The following is a 22163-nucleotide window of genomic DNA, read 5'->3' as shown; positions in this document are numbered from 1 at the left end:
GGCGCGTTGATTTCAACGCGCCCTTACCGGATTTCCACACCCAGGAAATCCCCCGCTTGGGTTGGGAGGCCTGCAAGATGACCATGAAACTACATTGCTTTGCTGAAAGCGGAAACGCTTACAAAGCAGCCTTGACCCTGACCCTCGCTGATGCCGAGTGGGAACCTGTTTTTGTTGATTTTTTCAAAGGTGAAGGCCGCAGCCCCGAGTTTCGCGCGCTCAACGTCATGGGCGAAGTGCCTGTGCTTGAGGACGGCGATATGATCCTGACCCAATCCGGCGTGATCCAAGATTACATCAGCTCCAAAACTGGCAAACTGGGCGGTCGTTCCGCCGCTGAACGCCGCGAAGTGCTGCGCTGGATGTTCTTTGATAACCACAAAGTGTCTGGCGTTGCGGGGCCCCTGCGGTTCAACATGAACTTCCTGCCGGAAGACAAGCGAAACGCAGATGTGAATAGTTTCATGGCGATGCGCCTCGCCTCTGCCCTCAAGGTGATGGAGACCCATCTGGACGGTCGCAACTGGCTGGCAGGTGAGGAGATCACGATCGCCGATATCGCCTGCGCTGGTTACCTGTTTTACACCGAAGATTTCACCTTCGACCGCGCCGATTACCCCAATATCAACCGTTGGCTGACTGCAATCGCAGATCAGCCCGGTTGGAAACACCCCTATGACCTGATGCCGCGCGCCCTTGGCTAACGCGGACCCAAATACCCGGAGGACCCTATGACCGAAGCCTATATCTATGACGCCATCCGCACCCCGCGCGGCAAAGGCCGCAAAGACGGCAGCCTGCATGAGGTGACATCTGCGCGCCTGTCCGCTGGCGTGCTGAATGCCCTGAAAGAACGGAATAACCTCGAAGGCCATGCCGTTGAGGATGTGATCTGGGGCAACGTGACCCAAGTCGGCGAACAGGGCGGTTGCCTTGCGCGGACGGCAGTGCTGGCCTCTGATCTGGATCAGTCGATCCCCGGCCTTGCCATCAACCGTTTCTGCGCCTCGGGCATGGAAGCCGTGAACCTTGCGGCAAACCAAGTGAAAGGCGGCGCTGGCCAAGCCTATATCGCTGGCGGTGTTGAGATGATGGGCCGTGTGGCGATGGGTTCGGACGGTGCGGCGATTGCGGTTGATCCCTCCATTGCAATGGACACCTACTTTGTCCCGCAGGGTATCTCTGCTGATATCATCGCCACCGAGTATGGCTTCTCTCGTGACGATGCCGACCAGCTCGCTATGGAAAGCCAAAAGCGTGCCAAGGCGGCGTGGGACGACAAACGTTTCGACAAGTCCATCGTACCTGTGCGCGATGTGAACGGTTTGGCCATTCTGGATCATGACGAATACATGCGCCCCGGCACTGACATGCAGTCGCTGGGTGGTCTGAACCCCGCGTTCCAAGCGATGGGTGAGGTCATGCCGGGCTTTGATAAAGTGGCACTCATGAAGTACCCGCATTTGGAAAAGATCAACCACATCCACCACGCAGGTAACTCCTCTGGTATCGTGGACGGCGCCGCGGGCGTTCTGATCGGGTCCAAGGAATATGGCGAAGCAATGGGCATCAAACCGCGCGCTGTGATCCGTGCGACGGCCAAGATTGGCACCGATCCGACCATCATGCTGACCGGCCCGGTGCCGGTGACCGAAAAGATCATGGCAGACAGTGGCATGTCCATCAGCGACATCGACCTGTTCGAAGTCAACGAAGCTTTCGCCTCAGTCGTGCTGCGTTTCATGCAGGCTTTCGACGTCGACAACAGCAAGGTCAACGTCAACGGCGGCTCTATCGCGATGGGTCACCCGTTGGGGGCCACTGGCGCGATCATCATCGGCACGCTGCTGGATGAGTTGGAACGGACCGGCAAAGGCACGGGCCTTGCTACGCTTTGCATCGCCTCTGGCATGGGGGCAGCCACAATCATCGAGCGGGTCTGATCGAATGCCCACCGACGCACAGATTGCCGCAAAAGATATCGCAGAGGCATTGCTGGAGACCACAGGCAATGCCTTGATGTCTGGTGACTTTGATGCCTTTGCGGCTGTCTTTCATGCGCCGCAGGTCATGGCGACGATGGCCGGGCCAGTTCACATGGAAACAGTGGATGATATGCGGCGCGCCTTTGATGGGATGCACGAACACCTCACGGCGATGGGCGTGACCCATATGTACCGCACCGTTGTTGCGGCAGAGTTCAAGGCACCCAGCATGATCGAATCGACCCATGTAACTGAACTGCTGCAGGACGGGAAACGCCTGAACGAACCTTATCCGGTATTCTCAGTTCTCAAGATGATCGACGGCAACTGGAAGGTGACAGGCGGCGAATATGCACTCGAAGCCTCGAATGGCCAAGCACTTGCAATCAGCCGGGCGGATGCATCCCACCGCCCGGAACCCACGAATTAATCCATAGGCCGGGCCGCCGCGACACCGCGTCAAGAGCCCCCGACACAAAGGAACGACAAATATGACCGATTTCACCATGAGCACAGACGCCGACGGCGTTGCCACCATCGTCTGGGACACTGTTGGCAAATCCATGAACGTTATGAACCAGCAGGGTTTCCTTGATCTGGACGCGCTTGTGGATCAGGCGCTGGCCGATGATGCCATCAAGGGTGTGATCATCACATCCGGCAAGGAAGGCTCTTTTGCCGGTGGTATGGACCTCAACATCATCGCCAGGATGAAAGAAAGCGCGGGCGATGATCCAGCGCGTGGCCTGTTCGAAGGTGTGATGAACATGCACGCTGTGCTGCGCAAGATCGAACGCGCGGGCATGGACCCCAAGACCAACAAAGGCGGCAAGCCGATTGCTTGCGCCCTGCCCGGCACTGCCCTTGGGATTGGTCTGGAAATTCCACTGGCCTGTCACCGCATCTTTGCCGCTGATAACCCGAAGGCCAAAATCGGCCTGCCAGAAATCCTTGTTGGTATCTTCCCCGGTGCGGGCGGCACAACACGTCTGTCACGCAAGCTGGGCGCGATGGGTGCCTCGCCGCTCTTGCTTGAGGGTAAGTTGAATGACCCCAAGAAGGCCAAGGCTGCTGGTGTCGTGGATGAAGTCGTCCCTGCCGACGAGCTGCTGTCTGCCGCGAAAGCATGGGTCCTGTCCGAGCCATCAATCGTCAAACCATGGGACGAAAAGGGTTACAAGATGCCCGGTGGCGCCCCCTATCACCCTGCCGGTTTCATGACCTTCGTTGGCGCCTCTGCCATGGTCAACGGCAAGACCCAAGGCGTCTATCCGGCCGCCAAGGCGCTGCTGTCGGCTGTCTATGAAGGCGCATTGGTGCCTTTCGATACCGCCATCAAGATTGAGGCCCGCTGGTTCACCAACGTCCTGATGAACCCCTCGTCCTCAGCCATGATCCGCAGCCTCTTCATCAATAAAGAAGCTTTGGAAAAAGGTGCGAACCGCCCCGAAGCCCCCGACCAGAAGGTCAAGAAGGTTGGCGTCATTGGCGCGGGTATGATGGGCGCGGGTATCTCGCTGGTATCCGCGCTGGCTAGCATCGAAGTTGTGCTGATCGACAGCACACAGGAAGCCGCAGACAAGGGTAAGTCCTACACCACCGCGCATCTCGACAAAGGCATGGCCCGCAAGAAGGTCACACAGGAAAAGAAAGATGCCGTGCTGGGCTTGATCAACGCGACTACCGATTATGACGCGCTGAAAGGTTGCGATCTGATCGTTGAAGCGGTGTTCGAGGATGTGGGCGTGAAGGCGGACGTCACTGCCAAGGTGCAAGCCGTCACTGGCCCCGACTGCATCTTTGCCACCAATACATCTACCTTGCCAATCACGGAACTGGCAAAAGCCTCAAACGATCCTGAAAAGTTCATTGGCATCCACTTCTTCAGCCCTGTCGACAAGATGCTGCTGGTCGAGATCATCAAGGGTAAGGAAACCGGCGATGTGGCCGTGGCCAAGGCGCTCGACTTCGTGCGCCAAATCAAGAAGACGCCAATCGTCGTCAACGACGAACGTTTCTTCTACGCCAACCGCTGCATCATTCCATACATCAACGAAGGCATTCGGATGGTGAAGGAAGGTGTGGAACCCGCACTGATCGAAAACGCCGCCAAACTGGTGGGCATGCCACTCGGCCCGCTGCAACTGGTCGATGAAACCTCTGTCGATTTGGGCGTGAAGATCGCCAAAGCGACCAAAGCCGCGATGGGCGACGCCTACCCAGACGGTGAAGTCGACGAGGTCCTGTTCTGGATGTTTGACCAAGAACGCCTTGGCCGGAAATCCAACGCGGGTTTCTACAGCTACGATGAAAAGGGCAAGCGCGGCGGTCTTTGGGAAGGGCTGGCCGCCCAATACCCGGTCGCTGACGAACAGCCTGATCTGACCACCGTGCAGCATCGCCTGCTGTTTGCACAAACGCTGGAAGCGGTCCGCGCGCTGGAAGAAGGCGTGCTGGAAGACATCCGCGAAGGCGACGTTGGCGCGATCCTCGGCTGGGGCTTTGCACCCTGGTCCGGTGGCCCGTTCAGCTGGCTTGATATCATCGGCGCACCTTATGCCGCCGAGCTGTGTGACCAGCTGACCGAACAGTTCGGCGAGCGTTTCAAAACGCCCGACCTGCTGCGCGAGATGGCCGACAAAGGTCAGGACTTTTACAAGCGTTTCGGCACCGCTGCGAAAGCGGCCTAAGGCAATACGGCGCATCCTGTGATGGGGTGCGCCGCTTGTCAGGCAAGACACTTAGCTTAGGAGCTAAGTTTTTCACAGGTCACGGCGTCCTGCGTAGTGCGATCACAATCCCCGACAGCACGATCAATGCCATGCCAAACAAGGCCAATGGCGTCACCGCCTGATCCCACAAATACCACGCCCATGCGCTGGCAAAGATCAGCAATGAAAACTCAAACACCGCGACCGAGCTTGCCTCGCCAATCTGATAGCCCCGGAATAAACACATGATCCCGATCAGCGTGCCTATCGCCTGCAATGCGATCCAAAAGAAAATACTGGTGCTCAGCGGCATCCAGCCACGGCTGGCAAACCCATCCGCCCCGGCCCCGGCGCCGGGGAAGATCAGACAACCCACCGCCCCCATCAGCACAAGCACGACAAAGAAACCGGCAGTCAGCGAAAGCGTACCCTCACCCTCACACCACGCCCGCGTGGCAACCGCACCAATGGCATAGCACAGACCCGCCACGATCGGCAGAAAGGCCACCAGATCCAGATTGGCAGGATCGGGCCGGATGACCAGCAGCGCGCCCGTAAACCCAAGCAGGATCGCAAAGGCATGCAGCGGCGTGATCCGCTTGCCTTGAAACACGGCTGCAATCAACGCCACGAACAGAGGCGCGGTAAAGAAGCCTGCGACAACCAAGCCTACCGGCAGAATGGCCAGACAGCCAAAATAGATCAGCATGGAGATACCCTGAATGGCGCTACGCGCCGCAACAGCGCCGAACCTTTTGGGACGGATCACCCCCAGCCCCAATGCAGCCACCGCGCCAATGATCAGCAAGGCAACCAGACTGCGCAGCAGGTGAAACTGCCAAAGTGAACTGGCATCGGTGATGTAAAGGATAAAGTTATCGCTTAACCCCAGCACGGCCATACCTGCCAAAATCGTCAGGGCGGCACGGGTGGGGGCAACGGCTTGGGTCATGGAAATATCCACCTTCTTAATTCTGACTTCCAAAAACGACCAACATGGCGCAATACTCAACCCTCAAAGCGACAGGCACTGCGGGAGGGCGACATGGGTTGGATGCGTGATGAAACGGGACTGGGCAAAAGAGCGGCCAATTATGTGCCGCTCACGCCATTGTCTCACTTACAACGGGCAGCCCTGATCTTTGCGGATCGGGAGGCCGTTGTCTACGGAAAAACCCGGCTGACCTATGCGAAATACTATCGCCGCGTGTCGCGACTGGCGTCCGCGCTCACCAAGGTTGGAGTCAAACCGGGCGATGTGGTCGCGACAATCCTGCCAAACATCCCTGCGCAGTCAGAGGCCGCCTTTGGGGTGCCTGCCTGTGGTGCGGTGCTGAACACAATCAACACACGGCTGGATGTCGATACGGTCGCCTACATCTTTGATCACGGCGAAGCCAAGGTCGCTTTGGTCGACAGCCAGTTCCTGCCGCTGGCCATGGCCGCCATCGAATTGATCGAAGGCCCCGCCCCCCTGATCATCGAAGTCCCCGATGATCAGGCGGGCGTGCATGCGATGGCCGAACAGCAAAACTACGAAGACTTTCTGGCGACTGGTGATCCAGAGTTCGCCTGGGTGCTGCCCGAAGACGAATGGGAAAGCCTCGCGCTGAACTACACCTCCGGCACCACAGGGCGGCCCAAGGGCGTCGTCTATCACCATCGCGGCGCTTACCTGATGACGATGGGCACGCCGATCAGCTGGGAACTGCCGCTGTTTATGCGGTATCTGCAAATCGTCCCGCTGTTCCACTGCAACGGCTGGAATCACACATGGATGATGCCGGCCTTGGGCGGCACTGTGATCTGCTGCCGCGATATCTCGGCCAAGGCAGTCTACGATGCAATTGGCGACGAAGGCGTCACACATTTCGGCGGGGCACCCATTGTGCTGAACCTGATCGTCAACGCCAAGGATGACGAACGGCGCGCCTTCGACCACACGGTCGAGGTTTTTACCGCTGGTGCGCCCCCCGCCCCCGCCACGCTGGCCGCGATTGGCAAGCTGGGGTTCAACGTCAAGCAGGTTTACGGGCTGACCGAAACCTATGGTCACGTCACCGAATGCATCTGGGATGACGCATGGGATGCGCAGCCGGAAGATGAACAAGCCGCCATAAAAGCACGCCAGGGCGTCGCCTTCCCGATGATGGAAGACGTTACTGTTGTGGATGACAAGATGGGGCAAGTTCCACGCGATGGGGCCACGCAGGGTGAGATCGTGATGCGTGGGAATGCGGTGATGAAAGGCTACCTCAAAAACGCCAATGCGACCGAGAAAGCCTTTGCTGGCGGTTACTTCCATTCCGAAGACCTCGCCATTCAGCATCCCAGCGGGTCGATCCAAATCTCGGATCGGGCCAAGGACATCATCATCTCTGGCGGCGAAAACATCAGTTCGGTCGAGGTCGAAGGCGCATTGATGCACCACACAGCGATTAACCTCTGCGCGGTGGTGGCAAAGCCTGACGACAAATGGGGCGAGGTGCCCTGCGCCTTTGTTGAGTTGAAAGACGGCGCAACGGCGAGTGAGGCCGAAATCATCGCCTTCACCCGCGAACGTCTGGCTGGTTTCAAATGCCCCAAGAAGGTGGTGTTCCAAGAGCTACCCAAAACATCAACCGGGAAAATCCAGAAGTTTGAGCTTAGAAAGCAGGCAAAGGCGCTCTGAGCAAATGGTCGGATGCCTCCGGCGGAAGTTTGATTGGACGAAGAAAGTCAAAAGTTTGTTAACCATGCTCACTTAAGTCTAACCGCACGGTACAGGCGGAAGCGTTGATGACCGTGACGTGGAAAGTCGCACTGACAATGATCTGAACCGATCCGCCTGTAGTGGGCAAGTTGTCAGTGCGCACCCTCCACCTTTCTTCGTCCAATCAAACTTCCCCCGGAGGGTCCACCCCCGCAAAGCGCGCTGTCGCTGGCTCTTCGTTTCCAACATGACAATCCGCGCACAGCCCGCTACGCTGCGCCAAAAAGGGCAGTGGGGCACATGACAGCACTCGACCGATACGTGCGTCTGGAAAGCGAGGCGCTTTGGCGCGCCGAACCTGATGGACAGCGCCGCGATGTTGCCATTTCATTTGGCGATGCGACGCTGGTCATCACTGACCCCACTGGCAGCCCTTTGGCGCATTGGTCCTTGCCTGCGCTGATCCGGCAAAACCCAGAGGACACGCCAGCGATCTATGCCCCTGATGAGGACGCCAGCGAGATTCTAGAGATCGCGGACACCACCATGATCGACGCGATTGAGGAGGTACGCCGCGCCCTTGCCAAGGCCCAACCGCATCCCGGAAAATTGCGCCATTGGCTGACAGGTGCATTCATCATCGTGACTTTGGCGCTGGCGATCTTTTGGTTACCCGGTGCGCTGACCCGGCAGACGCTTGCCGTTGTACCCGCCCCCAAACGGGCCGAAATCGGGATCGAGATGTTGGGCTATCTACAGGACCAAACAGGGGCTATCTGCCAGTCACCCCGCGCAAACGATGCGGCCACAAGCCTCGCCGAGCGGCTTTTCGGCCTCGACACCGCCGCGCGTATTGTCGTCGTTCCCAACCTGCCGCAAGCGGCTCTCGCCCTGCCCGGCGGGCTGACAGTGCTGGATTATGGGATTTTGCAACTCTCTGATGACCCAGCGGTCGCCGCGGGTTTCATCCTCGCCGCGCGTGCCGCGGTCATCCACGATGATCCGCTCGAAAGCTTGCTGCACCGCGAGGGGCTTGGCACAACGTTCCGTCTGCTAACGACAGGCGAAATCCCCAGCGCAATCCTGCGCGAAAACGCAGTAGCCCTTCTGCAAGGTGACGCACCCCAACCGGACGCAGATATCCTCAGGGCCACGCTGGCTGCCGCAGAAATACCGCAAGCCCCCTATCTGGCTGCCGCCGATGCGCGCACCGGCACAATGCCGGAACTGGGTGCAGATCCGCTGACTGAGCGCACGATCCCGTTGATCCTGAACGACAGCGATTGGGTCAGCTTACAGAATATCTGCAATATCTGAAGATTACTTCGTACCGAACATCCGGTCACCCGCGTCACCAAGGCCGGGCACGATATAGCCTTTTTCATTCAGGTGACTATCAATCGCGGCGGTGACGATGGGCACATCCGGGTGCGCTTCTTTCATCCGCGCGATCCCTTCGGGTGCCGCCAAAAGGCATAAAAACCGGATGTTCTTGGCCCCTGCTTCTTTCAGCAGATCAATCGCGGCGACGGATGAGTTGCCTGTCGCCAGCATAGGATCAACAGCAATGACCAAACGGTCCTCTAACTCAGTCGGCACTTTGAAATAATACTGGACAGGTTTGAGCGTTTCCTCATCTCGGTATAGCCCAACAAACCCCACGCGGGCCGATGGGATCAGTTCCAGCACACCATCCAACAGGCCGTTACCCGCGCGCAGGATCGACACCAGCGCCAGCTTTTTGCCGTCGATCACCGGCGCGTCCATCGGCTCAAGCGGCGTATCAATCCGCTTGGTTGTCATCGGCAGCCCACGCGTCACCTCATAGGCGAGCAGTTGGCTGATCTCGCGCAGCAACTGCCGGAACACCGCCGTAGAGGTGTCCTGCTGGCGCATCAGCGTCAGCTTATGTTGTACCAGCGGGTGTGTGACATGCGTGACATGATCAGTCATTGGGCAGGCTCCAGTCGTTTGGCCACACGGGCCTTTGTATCATCATCGCAGAAAGCGGCTGCGAGGGCTGTGGCATTCAGCGCTTTGAATTCGTCCTCACCCCAGCCAAAGGTCTGGTGCAGCATGTCATATTCAGCAGTCATCGTTGTATGAAAAAACGGCGGGTCATCGGTGGACACCGTAACCTTCACGCCCGCATCGCGCAGCTTGGCAATCGGGTGGCTGGCCCAGCCATCCACCGCCTTCAGCACCACGTTTGAGCCGGGGCAGACCTCAAGCACGATATCTTTTTCCAGAATTTCATCAATGAGTGTTGGATCATCAATCGCGCCAATGCCATGTCCGATCCGGGCGACGCGCAAATCACGGATCGTCTCGGCCACCATCAAGGCACCACCCCATTCGCCCGCGTGACAGGTCAACGGCATCCCCGCCTCTCGCGCCAGATCAAAGCTGTAGGCATAATCAGCCGGACGCCCCACCATTTCGCCACCCGCCATCCCATAGCCGGTGATGAAATCGCCATAGGTCTCGGCCGCGCAAAGCGCCGCTGGCTTGCAGGCCTCTGGCCCAAAGTGGCGGATGCCGGTGACGATACCCTTCAGTGTGATCCCGAACTTGTCTTCGGCCTCAGCCGCTGCCTCTTGCATCGCAGCCAGATAGTCTGTCCATGCCACCAGATCGCCCCCACCGCAAAAGTCGGGCGAGACGAAAGTTTCCATGTAAACCACACCATGCGATGCGGTTTCTTCCAGCACGGCCATCGTCAGACGGCGAAAGTCCTCTGGGCTTTGCAGCGTGGTGCATGCTGCCTCATAGACTTGCAAGAAATGATCGAAATCGCGAAAATCATAGCCACCCTCTGCGGTGAAAATCCCCGAGAGATCGAGCCGTTTTTCATGCGCCAACTGCCTGATGAACGCAGGCGGCGCGCAGCCTTCCAGATGCGTATGCAGCTCAACTTTCGGTAGCTCGCGGAAATTCATAGAAAGCTCTTTCCTTTACCTTTGTAGGGCACATTCAAATGGGCAGCGATCGTCGCTGCAACATCCGTAAACGCCAATTGGCCCAAAGCTTTCGCCCCCATACCATGCACCAGAACCGGCACCCGTTCGCGCGTGTGATCGGTGCCTGCCCATGTCGGGTCATTGCCATGATCGGCGGTAACGATCAACAGATCATCATCGCGCAGTTTCGGCAGCAATGCGGCGAGTTCTTTGTCAAACCATTCCAGATGGCCAGCATAACCCACGGGATCGCGACGGTGCCCATATTCGCTGTCAAATTCGACGAGGTTGGCAAAGACGAACGATCCGTCACCCGCCTCATCTGCCAGATTATTCAAGTGATCCATCAAGGCCACATCGCGCCCTTTGCGCAGGTCATCAATACCGCGCATCGAAAAGATATCGCCGATCTTGCCGACCGCATGCACGGTCCGTCCGGCATCATGCACGAAGTCGCAAAGCGTGGGTGACGGGGGTGCAATGGCAAAGTCTTTGCGGTTGGCGGTGCGGCTGAAATTGCCCACCTCGCCCACAAATGGCCGGGCGATGACGCGACCGACTTTCATCTTGTGCAACGCGGGGGCCAGATCTTTGCAAAGCTGCATCAACCGCTCAAGCCCGAACGTCTCTTCATGCGCCGCGATCTGAAGCACGCTATCCGCCGATGTATAGCAGATCGGCCAGCCGGTTTTGAGATGCGCCTCGCCCTCCTCTTCGATCACAACGGTGCCTGAGGAGTGGCGGTTGCCCAAAATCCCGTCTGTTCCCGCCAGCTTGCAAATCAAAGCGGTCACGTCGTCCGGGAATGCAGGATCATCATCCGGGAAGGTGTGCCACTCCCACGGCACTGGAACGCCGGCCAGTTCCCAATGTCCCGATGGGGTGTCTTTACCGCGCGACACCTCAGTAGCTGCACCCCATGCGCCAATGGGTTCTATCCCTAAACCAACTGCGTCTTCGCCAGAGGCCAGCTTGACCGCAGCCCCAAGCCCCAGCGCGTCCAGCGTTGGCACATTAAGCCCGGCTTCGCGGGCGATATGTGCCACAGTGTTGGCCCCTGTGTCTGGCAAATCACCGTTGAAAAACTGATCAGCGTCCGGCGCGCCGCCAATGCCGACGCTATCAATCACCACAAGAAACGCGCGTGGCATCAGGTTATTCCTTCTATGATCAATGGACCGGGCTCAACCGGATCGCCAATTGTGATCGCAGCCTGCACGGCCTGTGCCGCCGCGATAGCTGCATCCTCATCAGCGGCATGCAGCACACAAAGCGGATCACCACGGCTGACGGCATCGCCCAAACCCACCATCTCGGTCAGTCCAACGCTTGGATCAACACGGTCCGTTTCGACCTTGCGCCCACCGCCCAAGCCAACAACAACAAGGCCCAGCGCCTCTCCGTCAATCGCTGCGATGTGACCTGATGCAGGCGCCGTCACCTCACCCACAACCGGCGCTTTTGGCAAATGGGTGTGCCAGTCATGCGCCATATCGGGCGGACCACCCAAAGCGGCGATCATCTGGGCAAAGCGTTCCATCGCGGCACCCGAACTGATTGCCACGGTCACGCGATCCGCAGCGGATGCGGCGTCTTCACCCTGCATCACCAAAAGCTGCGCGCAAAGTGCAACGGTCAGGTCGTAAAGACGTGGGGCGGCAGCGGTATTGCCCGCCAGCACCTCCATGCAGACGGCCACTTCGACCGCATTGCCCAATGCAGGCGCCAGCGGTTCGTTCATGTCAGTGATCAGGGCAGCCGTCTTGCACCCTGCCCCGTTCGCGGCATCCACCAAAGCACGGGCAAGCTTTCGCGCTTCATCGTGGGTTTTCATGAAGGCGCCAGAGCCGCATTTCACATCCAAGATCAGGCTTTCCAAGCCTGCGGCAAGCTTTTTCGATAGGATCGAAGCCGTGATCAGATCAACGCTTTCCACCGTCGCTGTGACATCGCGGATTGCATAAAGGCGGCGGTCAGCAGGCGCGATCTGGCCTGTGGCACTGACAATCGCGCAACCCACTTCGCGCGTGATCAAACGCAACTGCTTGTCGGTGACGTTGATGTTCAGGCCCGGTATCGCCTCAAGCTTATCCAGCGTGCCGCCGGTATGGCCCAAACCCCGCCCAGAAATCATCGGAACATACGCGCCACAAGCGGCCAATGCAGGGGCAAGGATCAGCGATACGCAGTCACCCACCCCGCCTGTCGAGTGTTTATCAATCACAGGGCCGGGCAAATCCCAGGCCATCACATCACCGCTGTCACGCATCCCTTGGGTCAGGGCCACACGACCTTCGTCTGACAGCCCGTTCAGCACGACGGCCATCGCAAATGCGCCGGCCTGCGCGTCACTGACATCACCCGAGGCAAGGCCTTGGGCAAACCACGTCAGTTCCTCCTGCGTTGGGGTCGTCTTACCACGAACGGCTGCGATGATCGCACGGGCGTCCATATCACACGCGGCTCATATAGTCGGCATCAAAACTACCCGGCAAAAGCGCCGCAACGGTCGTTTCATGGACCACACCATCCGTCGTGGCGAGGGTCACCTTCACATCGCCTTGCGCGAACTCTGCGATCTTTTGGCGGCATCCACCGCACGGGCTTACGGGCTTGGGACTGTCGGCAATCACTGCAATCTCAGCGATGGCTGTATCGCCGCCCGCGACCATGGCAGCGATCGCACCTGCCTCTGCGCATGTGCCTTCGGGATAGGCTACGTTTTCCACGTTACACCCGGTATAGACCGCGCCAGACGCTGCCTTGAGTGCTGCCCCCACCTTGAACTTGGAATAGGGTGCATGGGCGTTTTCACGGACGCGACGCGCGCTGTCGATCAAGGACATATCGGCCTCCTACTGAACTTCAAACCAGAGTGTGACGGGACGCGGGCGGATGCAAGAGGCTTAGGTCGTCGTGAAGACACCCGGAAGCGTTACTTCCAACAGTTCCAGATCGTCGGACGGATCAGAGTAGCGTGTCCGCATCCCCGGTGGAATGACGAAGGCATCGCCGGGGGCGAGCGCAAAGGGGTCTTTGCCTTCACCTTCTAACGTCATGCTGCCTTCCATCACGAAGGTGAAGTGGATGTCCGCGTCATGGCTGGCCCAAACCGGCGCGCCTTCCCCTGTGCGGATCACATTCACGCCCGCGACGCCTTTGGTATTTGTGGCGATCGTGGTGTCGCGCGCGATGAAGCCGGGTAAATGCGCAGAATGCCATGTGGCCGTTGCCCCTTCGTTGAAAACGAACTTCTGCCCCTGCCATTCACGGTCTGGGCGCAGATGCGGGGTCGGCAGGTCCATCTCGTGATCAATCTCTGTGATGTGTTCGGCGGGCACACCAATCTCAATCACTTCAATGCCATCTGACGCTTCCAGCACCCGGTGCCTGATCTCGGGCGGCTGGATAAAGCAATCCCCTGCCTTCAGTCTGATCGGCGGCCCTTGGTCTTCGTACACAACATCGACCCAGCCACGATAACAAAAGATCAACTGAAACCCGACCTTATGGAAATGCACCATATCAGGGACCGGGCCGCCATCGGGAATACGGATGTGACTGGCAATGATCGAACCGCCCAAACGGCTGGGGATCAAATCGCGGTACTGCATCCCCGCACGGCCAATCACCCAAGGCGCTTGGTCTGCAAGACGGCGGACAACAAAGGCATGATCTGTCTGCGGCAGCTCTAGCGGTGGGTTCAGCGGTCGCACCTGCACCTGCGTGCCGCCCGGTGAGGTCAATTCAGTCGCCCCATCCGCAAACGCAGGATCGTCTGTCAAAATCCGTAAGCCGGGGTTCACCCCGGCGGCCTGATCCAACCGCACCCGCAACCCATGCCCCGAATAAACCGCTACAGAAGGATCATCCGCCGGATAAATCATATCCAACCGCATCCCCAAGGTACCGCCAAAAAAGCCCAAGTCTGCACGCAGGTCCGTCGTACTCAGGCAGACCTCAGCGCGTATTTCATGTGTCTGTGTCATGTTTTGCACCCTGTCCCTGCGGTGAATTTTTTGCAAGAGTAGGCGTACCGCGATTGACCCCGCGACATGCTTTCCCTAAGGGAAGCAGAATGGTTTAACATTAAACCATATTGGGAGGACGTTATGACAGACGATGCAAAGAACAGCCTGAGAGAGGCCGCACTTCACTATCATAAGTACCCCAAACCCGGAAAACTCGAAATCCGCGCAACTAAACCGCTGGCGACAGGTCGCGACCTGGCACGTGCCTATTCACCCGGCGTCGCCGAGGCCTGCACCGAAATCAAAGCCAATCCCGACACCGCCCGTGACTATACATCGCGCGGCAACTTGGTGGCCGTCGTCACGAACGGCACTGCGGTACTGGGCCTTGGCAACATTGGCGCGTTGGCGTCCAAACCGGTGATGGAAGGTAAGGCGGTTTTGTTCAAGAAATTCGCCAACATCGACTGCTTTGATATTGAATTGAACGAACCTGATCCTGAAAAGCTAGCAGATATCGTCTGCGCGATGGAACCCACGTTTGGCGCGATCAACCTTGAAGACATCAAAGCGCCTGACTGTTTTATCGTAGAAAAACTCTGCCGCGAGCGCATGAACATCCCCGTTTTCCACGATGACCAGCACGGCACAGCCATCGTGGTCGGTGCAGCGGCAACCAACGCTCTGCGCATCGCGGGGAAGGCATTCGAAGACATCAAGATTGTCAGCACCGGCGGCGGCGCGGCGGGTATTGCCTGTCTGAACATGCTGCTGAAACTCGGCGTGAAGCGCGAAAACATCTATCTTTGCGATATCGAGGGCCTTGTCTACGAAGGCCGCGAAAAGGACATGACGCCGCAAAAGGCGGAGTACGCACAAGGCAAAACCGCCGCTACGCTGGGGGATGTCATCGACGGTGCCGACCTATTCTTGGGCTTGTCAGGGCCGAACATCCTCAAGCCCGAAATGGTCAAGAAAATGGCCGCGCGGCCAATCATCTTTGCGCTGGCCAACCCTAACCCTGAAATCAGCCCAGAGGATGCCCGCGCCGCCAACCCCGACGCCATCATCGCCACAGGCCGCAGCGATTTCCCCAATCAGGTCAACAACGTGCTGTGCTTTCCCTTCATCTTCCGCGGCGCGCTTGATGTTGGCGCGACCGAGATCAACGACGAGATGAAAGTCGCCTGCGTTGAAGGCATCGCGGCCCTTGCCCGTGCGACAACAAGCGCGGAAGCAGCCGCCGCTTATCAAGGCGAGCAACTGACGTTCGGGGCCGACTACCTGATCCCAAAACCGTTCGATCCGCGCCTCATGGGCGTCGTTGCAAGCGCGGTTGCCGGTGCCGCCATCGAAACCGGCGTGGCAACTAGGCCCGTGGAAGACATGAAAACATACAAAGCCAACCTCGACGGCTCTGTCTTCAAGTCCGCGATGATCATGCGCCCGGTGTTTGACGCTGCGCGCACCGCCTCGCGCTCAATCGTCTTTGCCGAAGGCGAAGATGAACGCGTGTTGCGTGCCTCACAAGCAATCATGGAAGAAACCACCGACACGCCGATCCTGATCGGCCGCCCCGAGGTGATCGAGCGGCGCTGTAAGCGCGCGGGCCTGACAATCCGGCCCGGCGTCGATTTCAGCATCGTGAACCCAGAAAACGACCCCCGGTACCGCGACTATTGGGGCACCTACCACGATCTGATGGCGCGCAAGGGCGTGACCCCTGATCTGGCGAAAGCAATCATGCGCACAAATACCACCGCGATTGCGGCAGTGATGGTGCAGCGTGGTGAAGCTGACAGTATGATTTGCGGCACATTCGGCCAGTATCTGTGGCACTTGAAATATGTCTGCGAAATCCTTGGCGCGACGGAATTCCACCCGATTGCTGGCCTGTCGCTGATGATCCTCGAAGATGGACCACTGTTTATCGCAGATACACAGGTACACCCAGAACCGACGCCGCAACAAATCTCTGAAACGGTCATCGGTGCAGCCCGCCATGTGCGGCGCTTTGGCGTTGATCCCAAGATCGCGCTGTGCTCACACAGCCAATTCGGCAACCTCGACAGTGATAGCGGACGGCGAATGCGCGCGGCGATGGAGATCCTTGACGCAGCACCCCGCGATTTTGACTATGAAGGCGAAATGCACGTCGATGCGGCACTGGATGTCGAGTTGCGCAACCGCGTTTTCCCTGCGGCCCACCTGCCGGGTGCGGCCAACACATTGGTTTTCGCCAACACCGATGCGGCCTCTGGCGTGCGTAACATCCTGAAAATGAAGGGTGGCGGGCTTGAGGTTGGACCGATCCTGATGGGCATGGGCAACCGCTGCCATATCGTAACGCCGTCAATTACCGCACGCGGATTGCTGAACATGTCAGCCGTGGCAGGCACACCCGTCGCGCACTACGGGTAGTCAAGTTTTTGACATCCTGACTGGGTCTTTACGAGGCCGCGCTTGCTCTGCCCTCGCAGCGCGCTTAACAATCCGCCCAACAGGTTTGGGAGGACATCATGGGATACGCTGACGTTTATGGCGCTTGGAAGAACGATCCAGAGGGTTTCTGGATGGATCAGGCCAAAGCAATCGACTGGGTAACCCCGCCGACGCAGGCGCTGGATGACAGCAAAGCCCCGCTTTATCGCTGGTTTACCGATGCCGAGGTGAACACCTGCTACAATGCCGTTGACCGCCACGTCGAAAACGGGCGCGGTGATCAGGCGGCGATTATCTACGATAGCCCCGTTACAAACACCAAACGCCAGATCACTTATGCGGAGTTACAAACCCGCGTTGCCTCGCTTGCCGGTGCTTTGCGCGCCAAAGGTGTCGAAAAAGGTGACCGTGTCATCATCTACATGCCGATGATCCCCGAAGCACTGGAGGCGATGTTGGCCTGTGCGCGCCTTGGTGCCATCCACTCGGTTGTGTTCGGCGGTTTTGCGGCAAACGAACTGGCCGTGCGGATTGATGATGCGGCCCCCAAGGCGATCATTGCCGGGTCCTGCGGGATTGAACCGGGACGCGTTGTACATTACAAACCGCTGCTGGATGGTGCCATTGAACTGGCGGCGCACAAGCCTGACTTCACCGTCATTTTCCAGCGTGAACAGGAAGTCGCCGAGCTGATCGAAGGTCGCGACTATGACTGGCACGGCTTTCAGGCCGGTGTAGAACCCGCCGAATGCGTCCCCGTAAAAGGCGACCACCCAGCCTATATCCTCTATACCTCTGGCACCACGGGCGCACCTAAAGGAGTTGTGCGACCCACGGCGGGCCACCTTGTCGCCCTCAACTGGACCATGAAAGCCATCTATGACGTGAACCCGGGCGAGGTCTTCTGGGCCGCGTCTGATGTCGGCTGGGTCGTGGGCCATTCCTACATCTGCTACGCACCACTGATCCACGGCAACACGACCGTTGTATTCGAAGGCAAACCTATCGGCACGCCCGATGCAGGCACCTTTTGGCGGGTGATCGAAGAATATGACGTCAAATCCTTCTTCACCGCCCCCACCGCCTTCCGCGCGATCAAGCGCGAAGACCCCAAAGGCGAGATGATCAAGAACTACGACATCTCTGGCCTGCGCGCACTCTACCTCGCGGGCGAACGTGCGGACCCCGATACAATTGAATGGGCACAGCGCGTCATGGGCGTGCCGGTCTATGACCACTGGTGGCAAACGGAAACCGGCTACACCATCGCGGGCAACCCTGCGGGGATCGAGGCGCTGCCGGTCAAGATCGGCTCGCCCACCGTGGCAATGCCCGGCTACGACGTGCAGATTTTGGACGATGGCGGGCACCCTTTGCCTGCGGGTGAGCTTGGCGCTATCGCCGTGAAACTCCCCCTGCCGCCGGGCACGTTGCCGACGCTTTGGAATGCTGAAGATCGGTTCATTAAATCCTACCTCAACACCTTCCCCGGCTATTACGAGACGGGCGACGCAGGCATGATTGATGAGGACGGATACCTTTACATCATGGCGCGCACCGATGACGTGATCAACGTCGCCGGGCACCGGCTTTCGACGGGTGCGATGGAGGAAGTCCTTGCAGGGCACCCGGACGTTGGCGAATGTGCCGTGATCGGCGTGACGGACGAACTCAAAGGGCAACTGCCCATGGGGTTTGTCTGCCTCAACAAAGGCTGCGACCGCCCACATGATGAGATTGCCAAGGAAATCGTGACATTGGTCCGTGACAAGATCGGCCCAGTGGCCGCTTTCAAGATGGTTGCAGTGGTGGACCGGCTGCCTAAAACGCGCTCGGGCAAGATTCTACGCGGCACGATGGTGAAGATCGCGGACGGGCAGGACTTCAAAATGCCCGCGACGATTGATGACCCGGCTATTCTGGATGAGATCAAGGCGGCGCTGGTACCCTTGGGCTACGCGCAGGGCTAGTCTCTGGCACGGCATAGAAATCGCAGGCACACGCACTAGGTCAGGGTGATGAAGATGATCCTGACCTTGCTGTTTCTAGCAGCCCCTGTCGTGGCGGAGCCTATGCTGATTGAAGATTTCTCTGAAGGTGCCGAAACCCGCTGGCGCTATACCAGCGACCAGGTGATGGGCGGTGTCTCGGAAGGTCGCGCCGGGATCGGCGCCGAGGGTGGGGTTACCTATGTCCAACTGCGCGGTACCGTCAGCACGGCAAACAACGGTGGATTCATTCAGGTACGGCAAGAACTGGCAACGCGCCTGCCCGCCGATGCGACAGGCATTGCGCTGCGTGCCAGAGGCAATGGCGCCACCTACTATATCCACATCCGCCCGGATGCTTCGCGCCGCCCGTGGCAATTCTATCAAGCTGCCTTTGAAACCTCCGGTGACTGGCAAGAGATTGCATTGCCTTGGTCCGCCTTCAAACCGCAAGGCGGACTATCGGGGGCCTTTGCAGCCGGCGGCATCCGCAGCCTTGGGATCGTCGCCTATGGCGCGGATTATGAGGCTGAACTGGATGTGGATTGGATCGCATCCAGCACACCCTAGAGACATCAAAGGGGGATCGCACAACCATTGCGATTGCATCTCGCTGGACAATCACGCGAAAAGGCGGCACGCTAATTTTTGCTGCGTCCTGCGATCCTGAGGGGTGGACACCCTTTCCTAAGGAATTGACCCGCACCATGTCCTATCTCCAGATCGTTTATGCATCGCGTCCCTTTGGATTTGATGCGAGTACGCTGCTTAGTATCCTGTTTCATGCCCGCGCCCATAATGCACAGTCCGAAGTGACAGGCTGTCTGATCTGCCGCGATGATATCTACCTCCAACTACTAGAAGGGCCCGCGCATAGCGTCAGGCGCATCTATGGCAAAATCCAGCAAGACGACCGCCATGTTGAGGTCACCGAACTGCTGCGTCATGATGTGTCTGAACGGCTGTTTGGGAAGTGGGCCATGCGCGACGACCCGGTGCAAAGTTGGATGTGGACACGCGAGCAGATCAACGCGGGCGCCTTCAACCACGCCACGACGGAAGAGGTCATGGGCATATTTCAGCGGCTTGCGCAGCAAGTGTCCGAGACAGAAGAATAGCTGCGCTATCTGCTGGGGTCAGACCACATCCAATCTACACCGTCAGGCAAACTGTTCCCTAATCAACCGCTCTTCCAGCCCATGCCCGGGATCAAACAATATCCGATGGGCGATGGCAGGTTCTGAGTGTATCTCAACACTCACCACATCCCGTACGGATTTCCCGTCAGCGTCCGCCATCACAGGCCGCTTCGCGGGATCAATCACATCGAACCGGACGACAGCCTTCTTGGGCAACAACGCGCCGCGCCAACGACGTGGGCGGAACGCGGACATCGCGGTGAGTGCTAAGACGTCCGACCCAATCGGCAAGATCGGGCCATGCGCGGAGTAGTTATAGGCCGTCGATCCCGCAGGCGTCGCGACCAGCGCGCCGTCGCAAACCAGTTCGTTCATCCGCAACCGTCCGTCCACCGTGATCCGCAGCTTGGCCGCTTGTGGACCCGCGCGCAGCAGGCTGACTTCGTTGATGGCCAGCGCCTCATGCATGGTGCCGTCAACCGTCAGGGCGGTCATGGTCAGCGGGTTGATCACCTCTTCCTCAGCCTCGTCCAGCCGGGCGCGCAGATCGCCGTCGTGATACTCATTCATCAAGAACCCAACGGTGCCCCGGTTCATCCCATAAACGGGCACGTCCAATCCTTGGGTGCTATGCAAAGTCTGCAACATGAAACCATCGCCACCAAGGGCTACGATCACATCCGCCTCGGCCTGCGGGACGTCACCATGCTTTGCGGCCAATTCGCGCAGGGCTGTCTGCGCAATCGGCACAGGGCTTGCGACAAAGGCAATCTTGGGGCGGGGCATTGGTCAAAAACCTTTCATTTCCGATAAGTTGTGCGGTGATCAGCCCCGAAACGCAAGACGCCGATACGAAACCCCCGTGCCGCCCTCATGAAGATCATGGTCGTTTTGATGCTTTAGAAAGGCCGTGCGCTGCGCTATGAGGGCGCAAGAATTCAAACATGGCACCTGCAAAAGAGGGGATGCACCCATGAACGTCACTGTCCGCGACAACGGCTTTTTCACAGAAAAACTGGAAACCCGCGATCCAGAAATCCACGCCGCAATGCAAGCTGAACTCAAGCGCCAGCGCAAAGAGATCGAGCTGATCGCATCCGAGAACATCGTGAGCGCCGCGGTGATGGAAGCGCAAGGCGGCGTGATGACGAACAAATACGCCGAAGGCTATCCGGGCCGCCGCTACTACGGCGGGTGCGAACACGTGGACGTGGCCGAGAACCTTGCCATTGAACGCGCCAAGCAGCTTTTCAACTGCGGTTTCGCCAATGTGCAGCCCAACTCAGGCTCTCAGGCCAACCAAGGCGTCTTTCAAGCGCTTCTCCAGCCCGGTGACACGATCCTAGGGATGTCGCTGGATGCAGGCGGCCACCTGACCCACGGCGCCAAGCCCAACCAATCCGGCAAATGGTTCAACGCGGTGCAGTATGGTGTCCGCCAGCAAGACAGCATGCTGGACTATGATGAGGTGCAGCGTCTTGCCACCGAACACCAGCCCAAGATGATCATCGCCGGTGGTTCTGCCATCCCACGCATCATTGATTTCGCAAAAATGCGCGAGATTGCCGATAGCGTCGGTGCCTACCTCTTGGTCGACATGGCGCATTTCGCAGGTCTCGTTGCCGCTGGCCTCTATCCATCGCCTTTCCCGCACGCACATGTGGCAACAACCACAACGCACAAAACCCTGCGCGGTCCACGCGGCGGCATGATCGTCACCAATGACGAAGCGATGGCGAAGAAATTCAACTCCGCCATCTTCCCCGGCATCCAAGGCGGGCCTTTGATGCACGTCATCGCAGGCAAAGCTGTCGCGTTTGGCGAGGCACTGCGCCCTGAGTTCAAGACTTACCAAGAACAAGTTGTGAAGAACGCCCAAGCCCTGGCTGACCAACTGATGAAAGGTGGTCTGGATATCGTCACAGGCGGCACAGACACCCACGTTATGCTGGTTGACCTGCGCCCCAAAGGTGTGAAGGGCAACGCGACGGAAAAGGCGCTCGGTCGCGCCCATATCACCTGCAACAAAAACGGCATTCCCTTTGATCCTGAAAAGCCGATGGTGACATCCGGCATCCGCCTTGGGTCACCCGCGGGGACCACACGGGGCTTTGGCGAACCTGAATTCCGACAGATCGCCGACTGGATCGTGGAAGTCACCGAAGGGCTGGCAGCGAACGGTGAAGATGGCAATGGCACGGTTGAAGCGAAGGTGCGCGGCGAAGTCGAAGCGCTCTGCGATCAGTTCCCGATTTATCCGGCGCTCTAAATCAAG

19 protein-coding genes are annotated in these 22163 nt (G+C 58.6%); 11 read left to right on the top strand and 8 right to left on the bottom strand.

The window, feature by feature from the left end; translation table 11 throughout:
- Positions 1–77 precede the first annotated feature (77 nt).
- The 4 genes from MWU60_RS08210 to MWU60_RS08195 all read left to right on the top strand — a co-directional run bounded on the left by MWU60_RS08210 (position 78) and on the right by MWU60_RS08195 (position 4675).
- Positions 78–704, top strand: a complete 627-nt coding sequence (locus MWU60_RS08210; protein WP_247226763.1) for a glutathione S-transferase family protein — start codon at positions 78–80, stop codon at positions 702–704.
- A gap of 27 nt (positions 705–731) precedes the next feature.
- Positions 732–1943 (top strand): acetyl-CoA C-acetyltransferase, encoded by a 1212-nt coding sequence (locus MWU60_RS08205; RefSeq protein WP_247226761.1) that lies wholly within the window; start codon positions 732–734, stop codon positions 1941–1943.
- Between the two features lie 4 nt (positions 1944–1947).
- A complete protein-coding gene (locus MWU60_RS08200) occupies positions 1948–2415 on the top strand; it encodes a hypothetical protein (RefSeq protein WP_247226760.1) in 468 nt (155 codons plus the stop codon).
- A 61-nt stretch (positions 2416–2476) separates the two neighbouring features.
- Entirely contained in the window at positions 2477–4675 is a 2199-nt protein-coding gene (locus MWU60_RS08195) for a 3-hydroxyacyl-CoA dehydrogenase NAD-binding domain-containing protein (RefSeq protein WP_247226759.1), read from the top strand.
- 79 nt (positions 4676–4754) lie between these two features.
- On the opposite strand, the gene MWU60_RS08190 is transcribed toward MWU60_RS08195, so the two are convergent.
- On the bottom strand, positions 4755–5648 hold the full coding sequence (locus MWU60_RS08190; RefSeq protein WP_247226758.1) for a DMT family transporter: 894 nt from the start codon (positions 5646–5648) through the stop codon (positions 4755–4757).
- Between the two features lie 93 nt (positions 5649–5741).
- On the opposite strand from MWU60_RS08190, the gene MWU60_RS08185 reads away from it, so the two are divergent.
- Entirely contained in the window at positions 5742–7367 is a 1626-nt protein-coding gene (locus tag MWU60_RS08185; RefSeq protein ID WP_247226757.1) for an AMP-binding protein, read from the top strand.
- 321 nt (positions 7368–7688) lie between these two features.
- On the top strand, positions 7689–8705 hold the full coding sequence (locus MWU60_RS08180; RefSeq protein ID WP_247226756.1) for a hypothetical protein: 1017 nt from the start codon (positions 7689–7691) through the stop codon (positions 8703–8705).
- A 3-nt stretch (positions 8706–8708) separates the two neighbouring features.
- Here MWU60_RS08180 and upp read toward each other — a convergent pair whose 3' ends face one another.
- From upp to MWU60_RS08150, 6 genes are read right to left on the bottom strand one after another with little or no spacing between them, the layout of a single operon-like run.
- Complete coding sequence (upp, locus tag MWU60_RS08175) at positions 8709–9341, bottom strand: uracil phosphoribosyltransferase (RefSeq protein WP_247226754.1); 633 nt, start codon at positions 9339–9341, stop codon at positions 8709–8711.
- The gene (locus tag MWU60_RS08170; protein WP_247226753.1) at positions 9338–10327 is read right to left on the bottom strand and encodes an adenosine deaminase; all 990 of its coding nucleotides are present in this window, start codon (positions 10325–10327) and stop codon (positions 9338–9340) included. The genes upp and MWU60_RS08170 overlap by 4 nt, the downstream gene beginning before the upstream one ends.
- A complete protein-coding gene (locus MWU60_RS08165) occupies positions 10324–11499 on the bottom strand; it encodes a phosphopentomutase (protein ID WP_247226752.1) in 1176 nt (391 codons plus the stop codon). The genes MWU60_RS08170 and MWU60_RS08165 overlap by 4 nt, the downstream gene beginning before the upstream one ends.
- A complete protein-coding gene (locus MWU60_RS08160) occupies positions 11499–12800 on the bottom strand; it encodes a thymidine phosphorylase (RefSeq protein WP_247226751.1) in 1302 nt (433 codons plus the stop codon). The genes MWU60_RS08165 and MWU60_RS08160 overlap by 1 nt, the downstream gene beginning before the upstream one ends.
- 1 nt (position 12801) lies before the next feature.
- Positions 12802–13194: a cytidine deaminase gene (locus MWU60_RS08155; RefSeq protein ID WP_247226750.1), complete on the bottom strand. Its 393-nt coding sequence runs from the start codon at positions 13192–13194 to the stop codon at positions 12802–12804.
- A gap of 60 nt (positions 13195–13254) precedes the next feature.
- Positions 13255–14337, bottom strand: coding sequence for a cupin domain-containing protein (locus MWU60_RS08150; protein WP_247226749.1), 1083 nt, complete (start codon positions 14335–14337; stop codon positions 13255–13257).
- Between the two features lie 123 nt (positions 14338–14460).
- Between MWU60_RS08150 and MWU60_RS08145 the strand changes: the two genes are divergently transcribed.
- From MWU60_RS08145 to MWU60_RS08130, 4 genes are all read left to right on the top strand, one after another.
- Positions 14461–16740, top strand: a complete 2280-nt coding sequence (locus MWU60_RS08145) for an NADP-dependent malic enzyme (RefSeq protein WP_247226748.1) — start codon at positions 14461–14463, stop codon at positions 16738–16740.
- A 98-nt stretch (positions 16741–16838) separates the two neighbouring features.
- A complete protein-coding gene (gene prpE / locus MWU60_RS08140) occupies positions 16839–18731 on the top strand; it encodes a propionate-CoA ligase PrpE (protein WP_247226746.1) in 1893 nt (630 codons plus the stop codon).
- A 54-nt stretch (positions 18732–18785) separates the two neighbouring features.
- On the top strand, positions 18786–19319 hold the full coding sequence (locus MWU60_RS08135; RefSeq protein WP_247226745.1) for a CIA30 family protein: 534 nt from the start codon (positions 18786–18788) through the stop codon (positions 19317–19319).
- Between the two features lie 137 nt (positions 19320–19456).
- Entirely contained in the window at positions 19457–19867 is a 411-nt protein-coding gene (locus MWU60_RS08130) for a BLUF domain-containing protein (RefSeq protein WP_247226744.1), read from the top strand.
- Positions 19868–19909: 42 nt separating this feature from the next.
- Here the strand turns inward: MWU60_RS08130 and MWU60_RS08125 are convergent, their stop codons facing one another.
- On the bottom strand, positions 19910–20674 hold the full coding sequence (locus MWU60_RS08125) for an NAD kinase (RefSeq protein ID WP_247226743.1): 765 nt from the start codon (positions 20672–20674) through the stop codon (positions 19910–19912).
- A 187-nt stretch (positions 20675–20861) separates the two neighbouring features.
- Between MWU60_RS08125 and glyA the strand changes: the two genes are divergently transcribed.
- Positions 20862–22157, top strand: a complete 1296-nt coding sequence (glyA, locus tag MWU60_RS08120; protein WP_247226742.1) for a serine hydroxymethyltransferase — start codon at positions 20862–20864, stop codon at positions 22155–22157.
- The last annotated feature ends 6 nt before the right edge of the window (positions 22158–22163 follow it).

This window comes from Yoonia sp. F2084L, assembly GCF_023015625.1.
Taxonomy (GTDB): domain Bacteria; phylum Pseudomonadota; class Alphaproteobacteria; order Rhodobacterales; family Rhodobacteraceae; genus Yoonia.
Note: the sequence above shows the minus strand (reverse complement) of the source record. Positions and strands in the feature narration are given on the sequence as shown.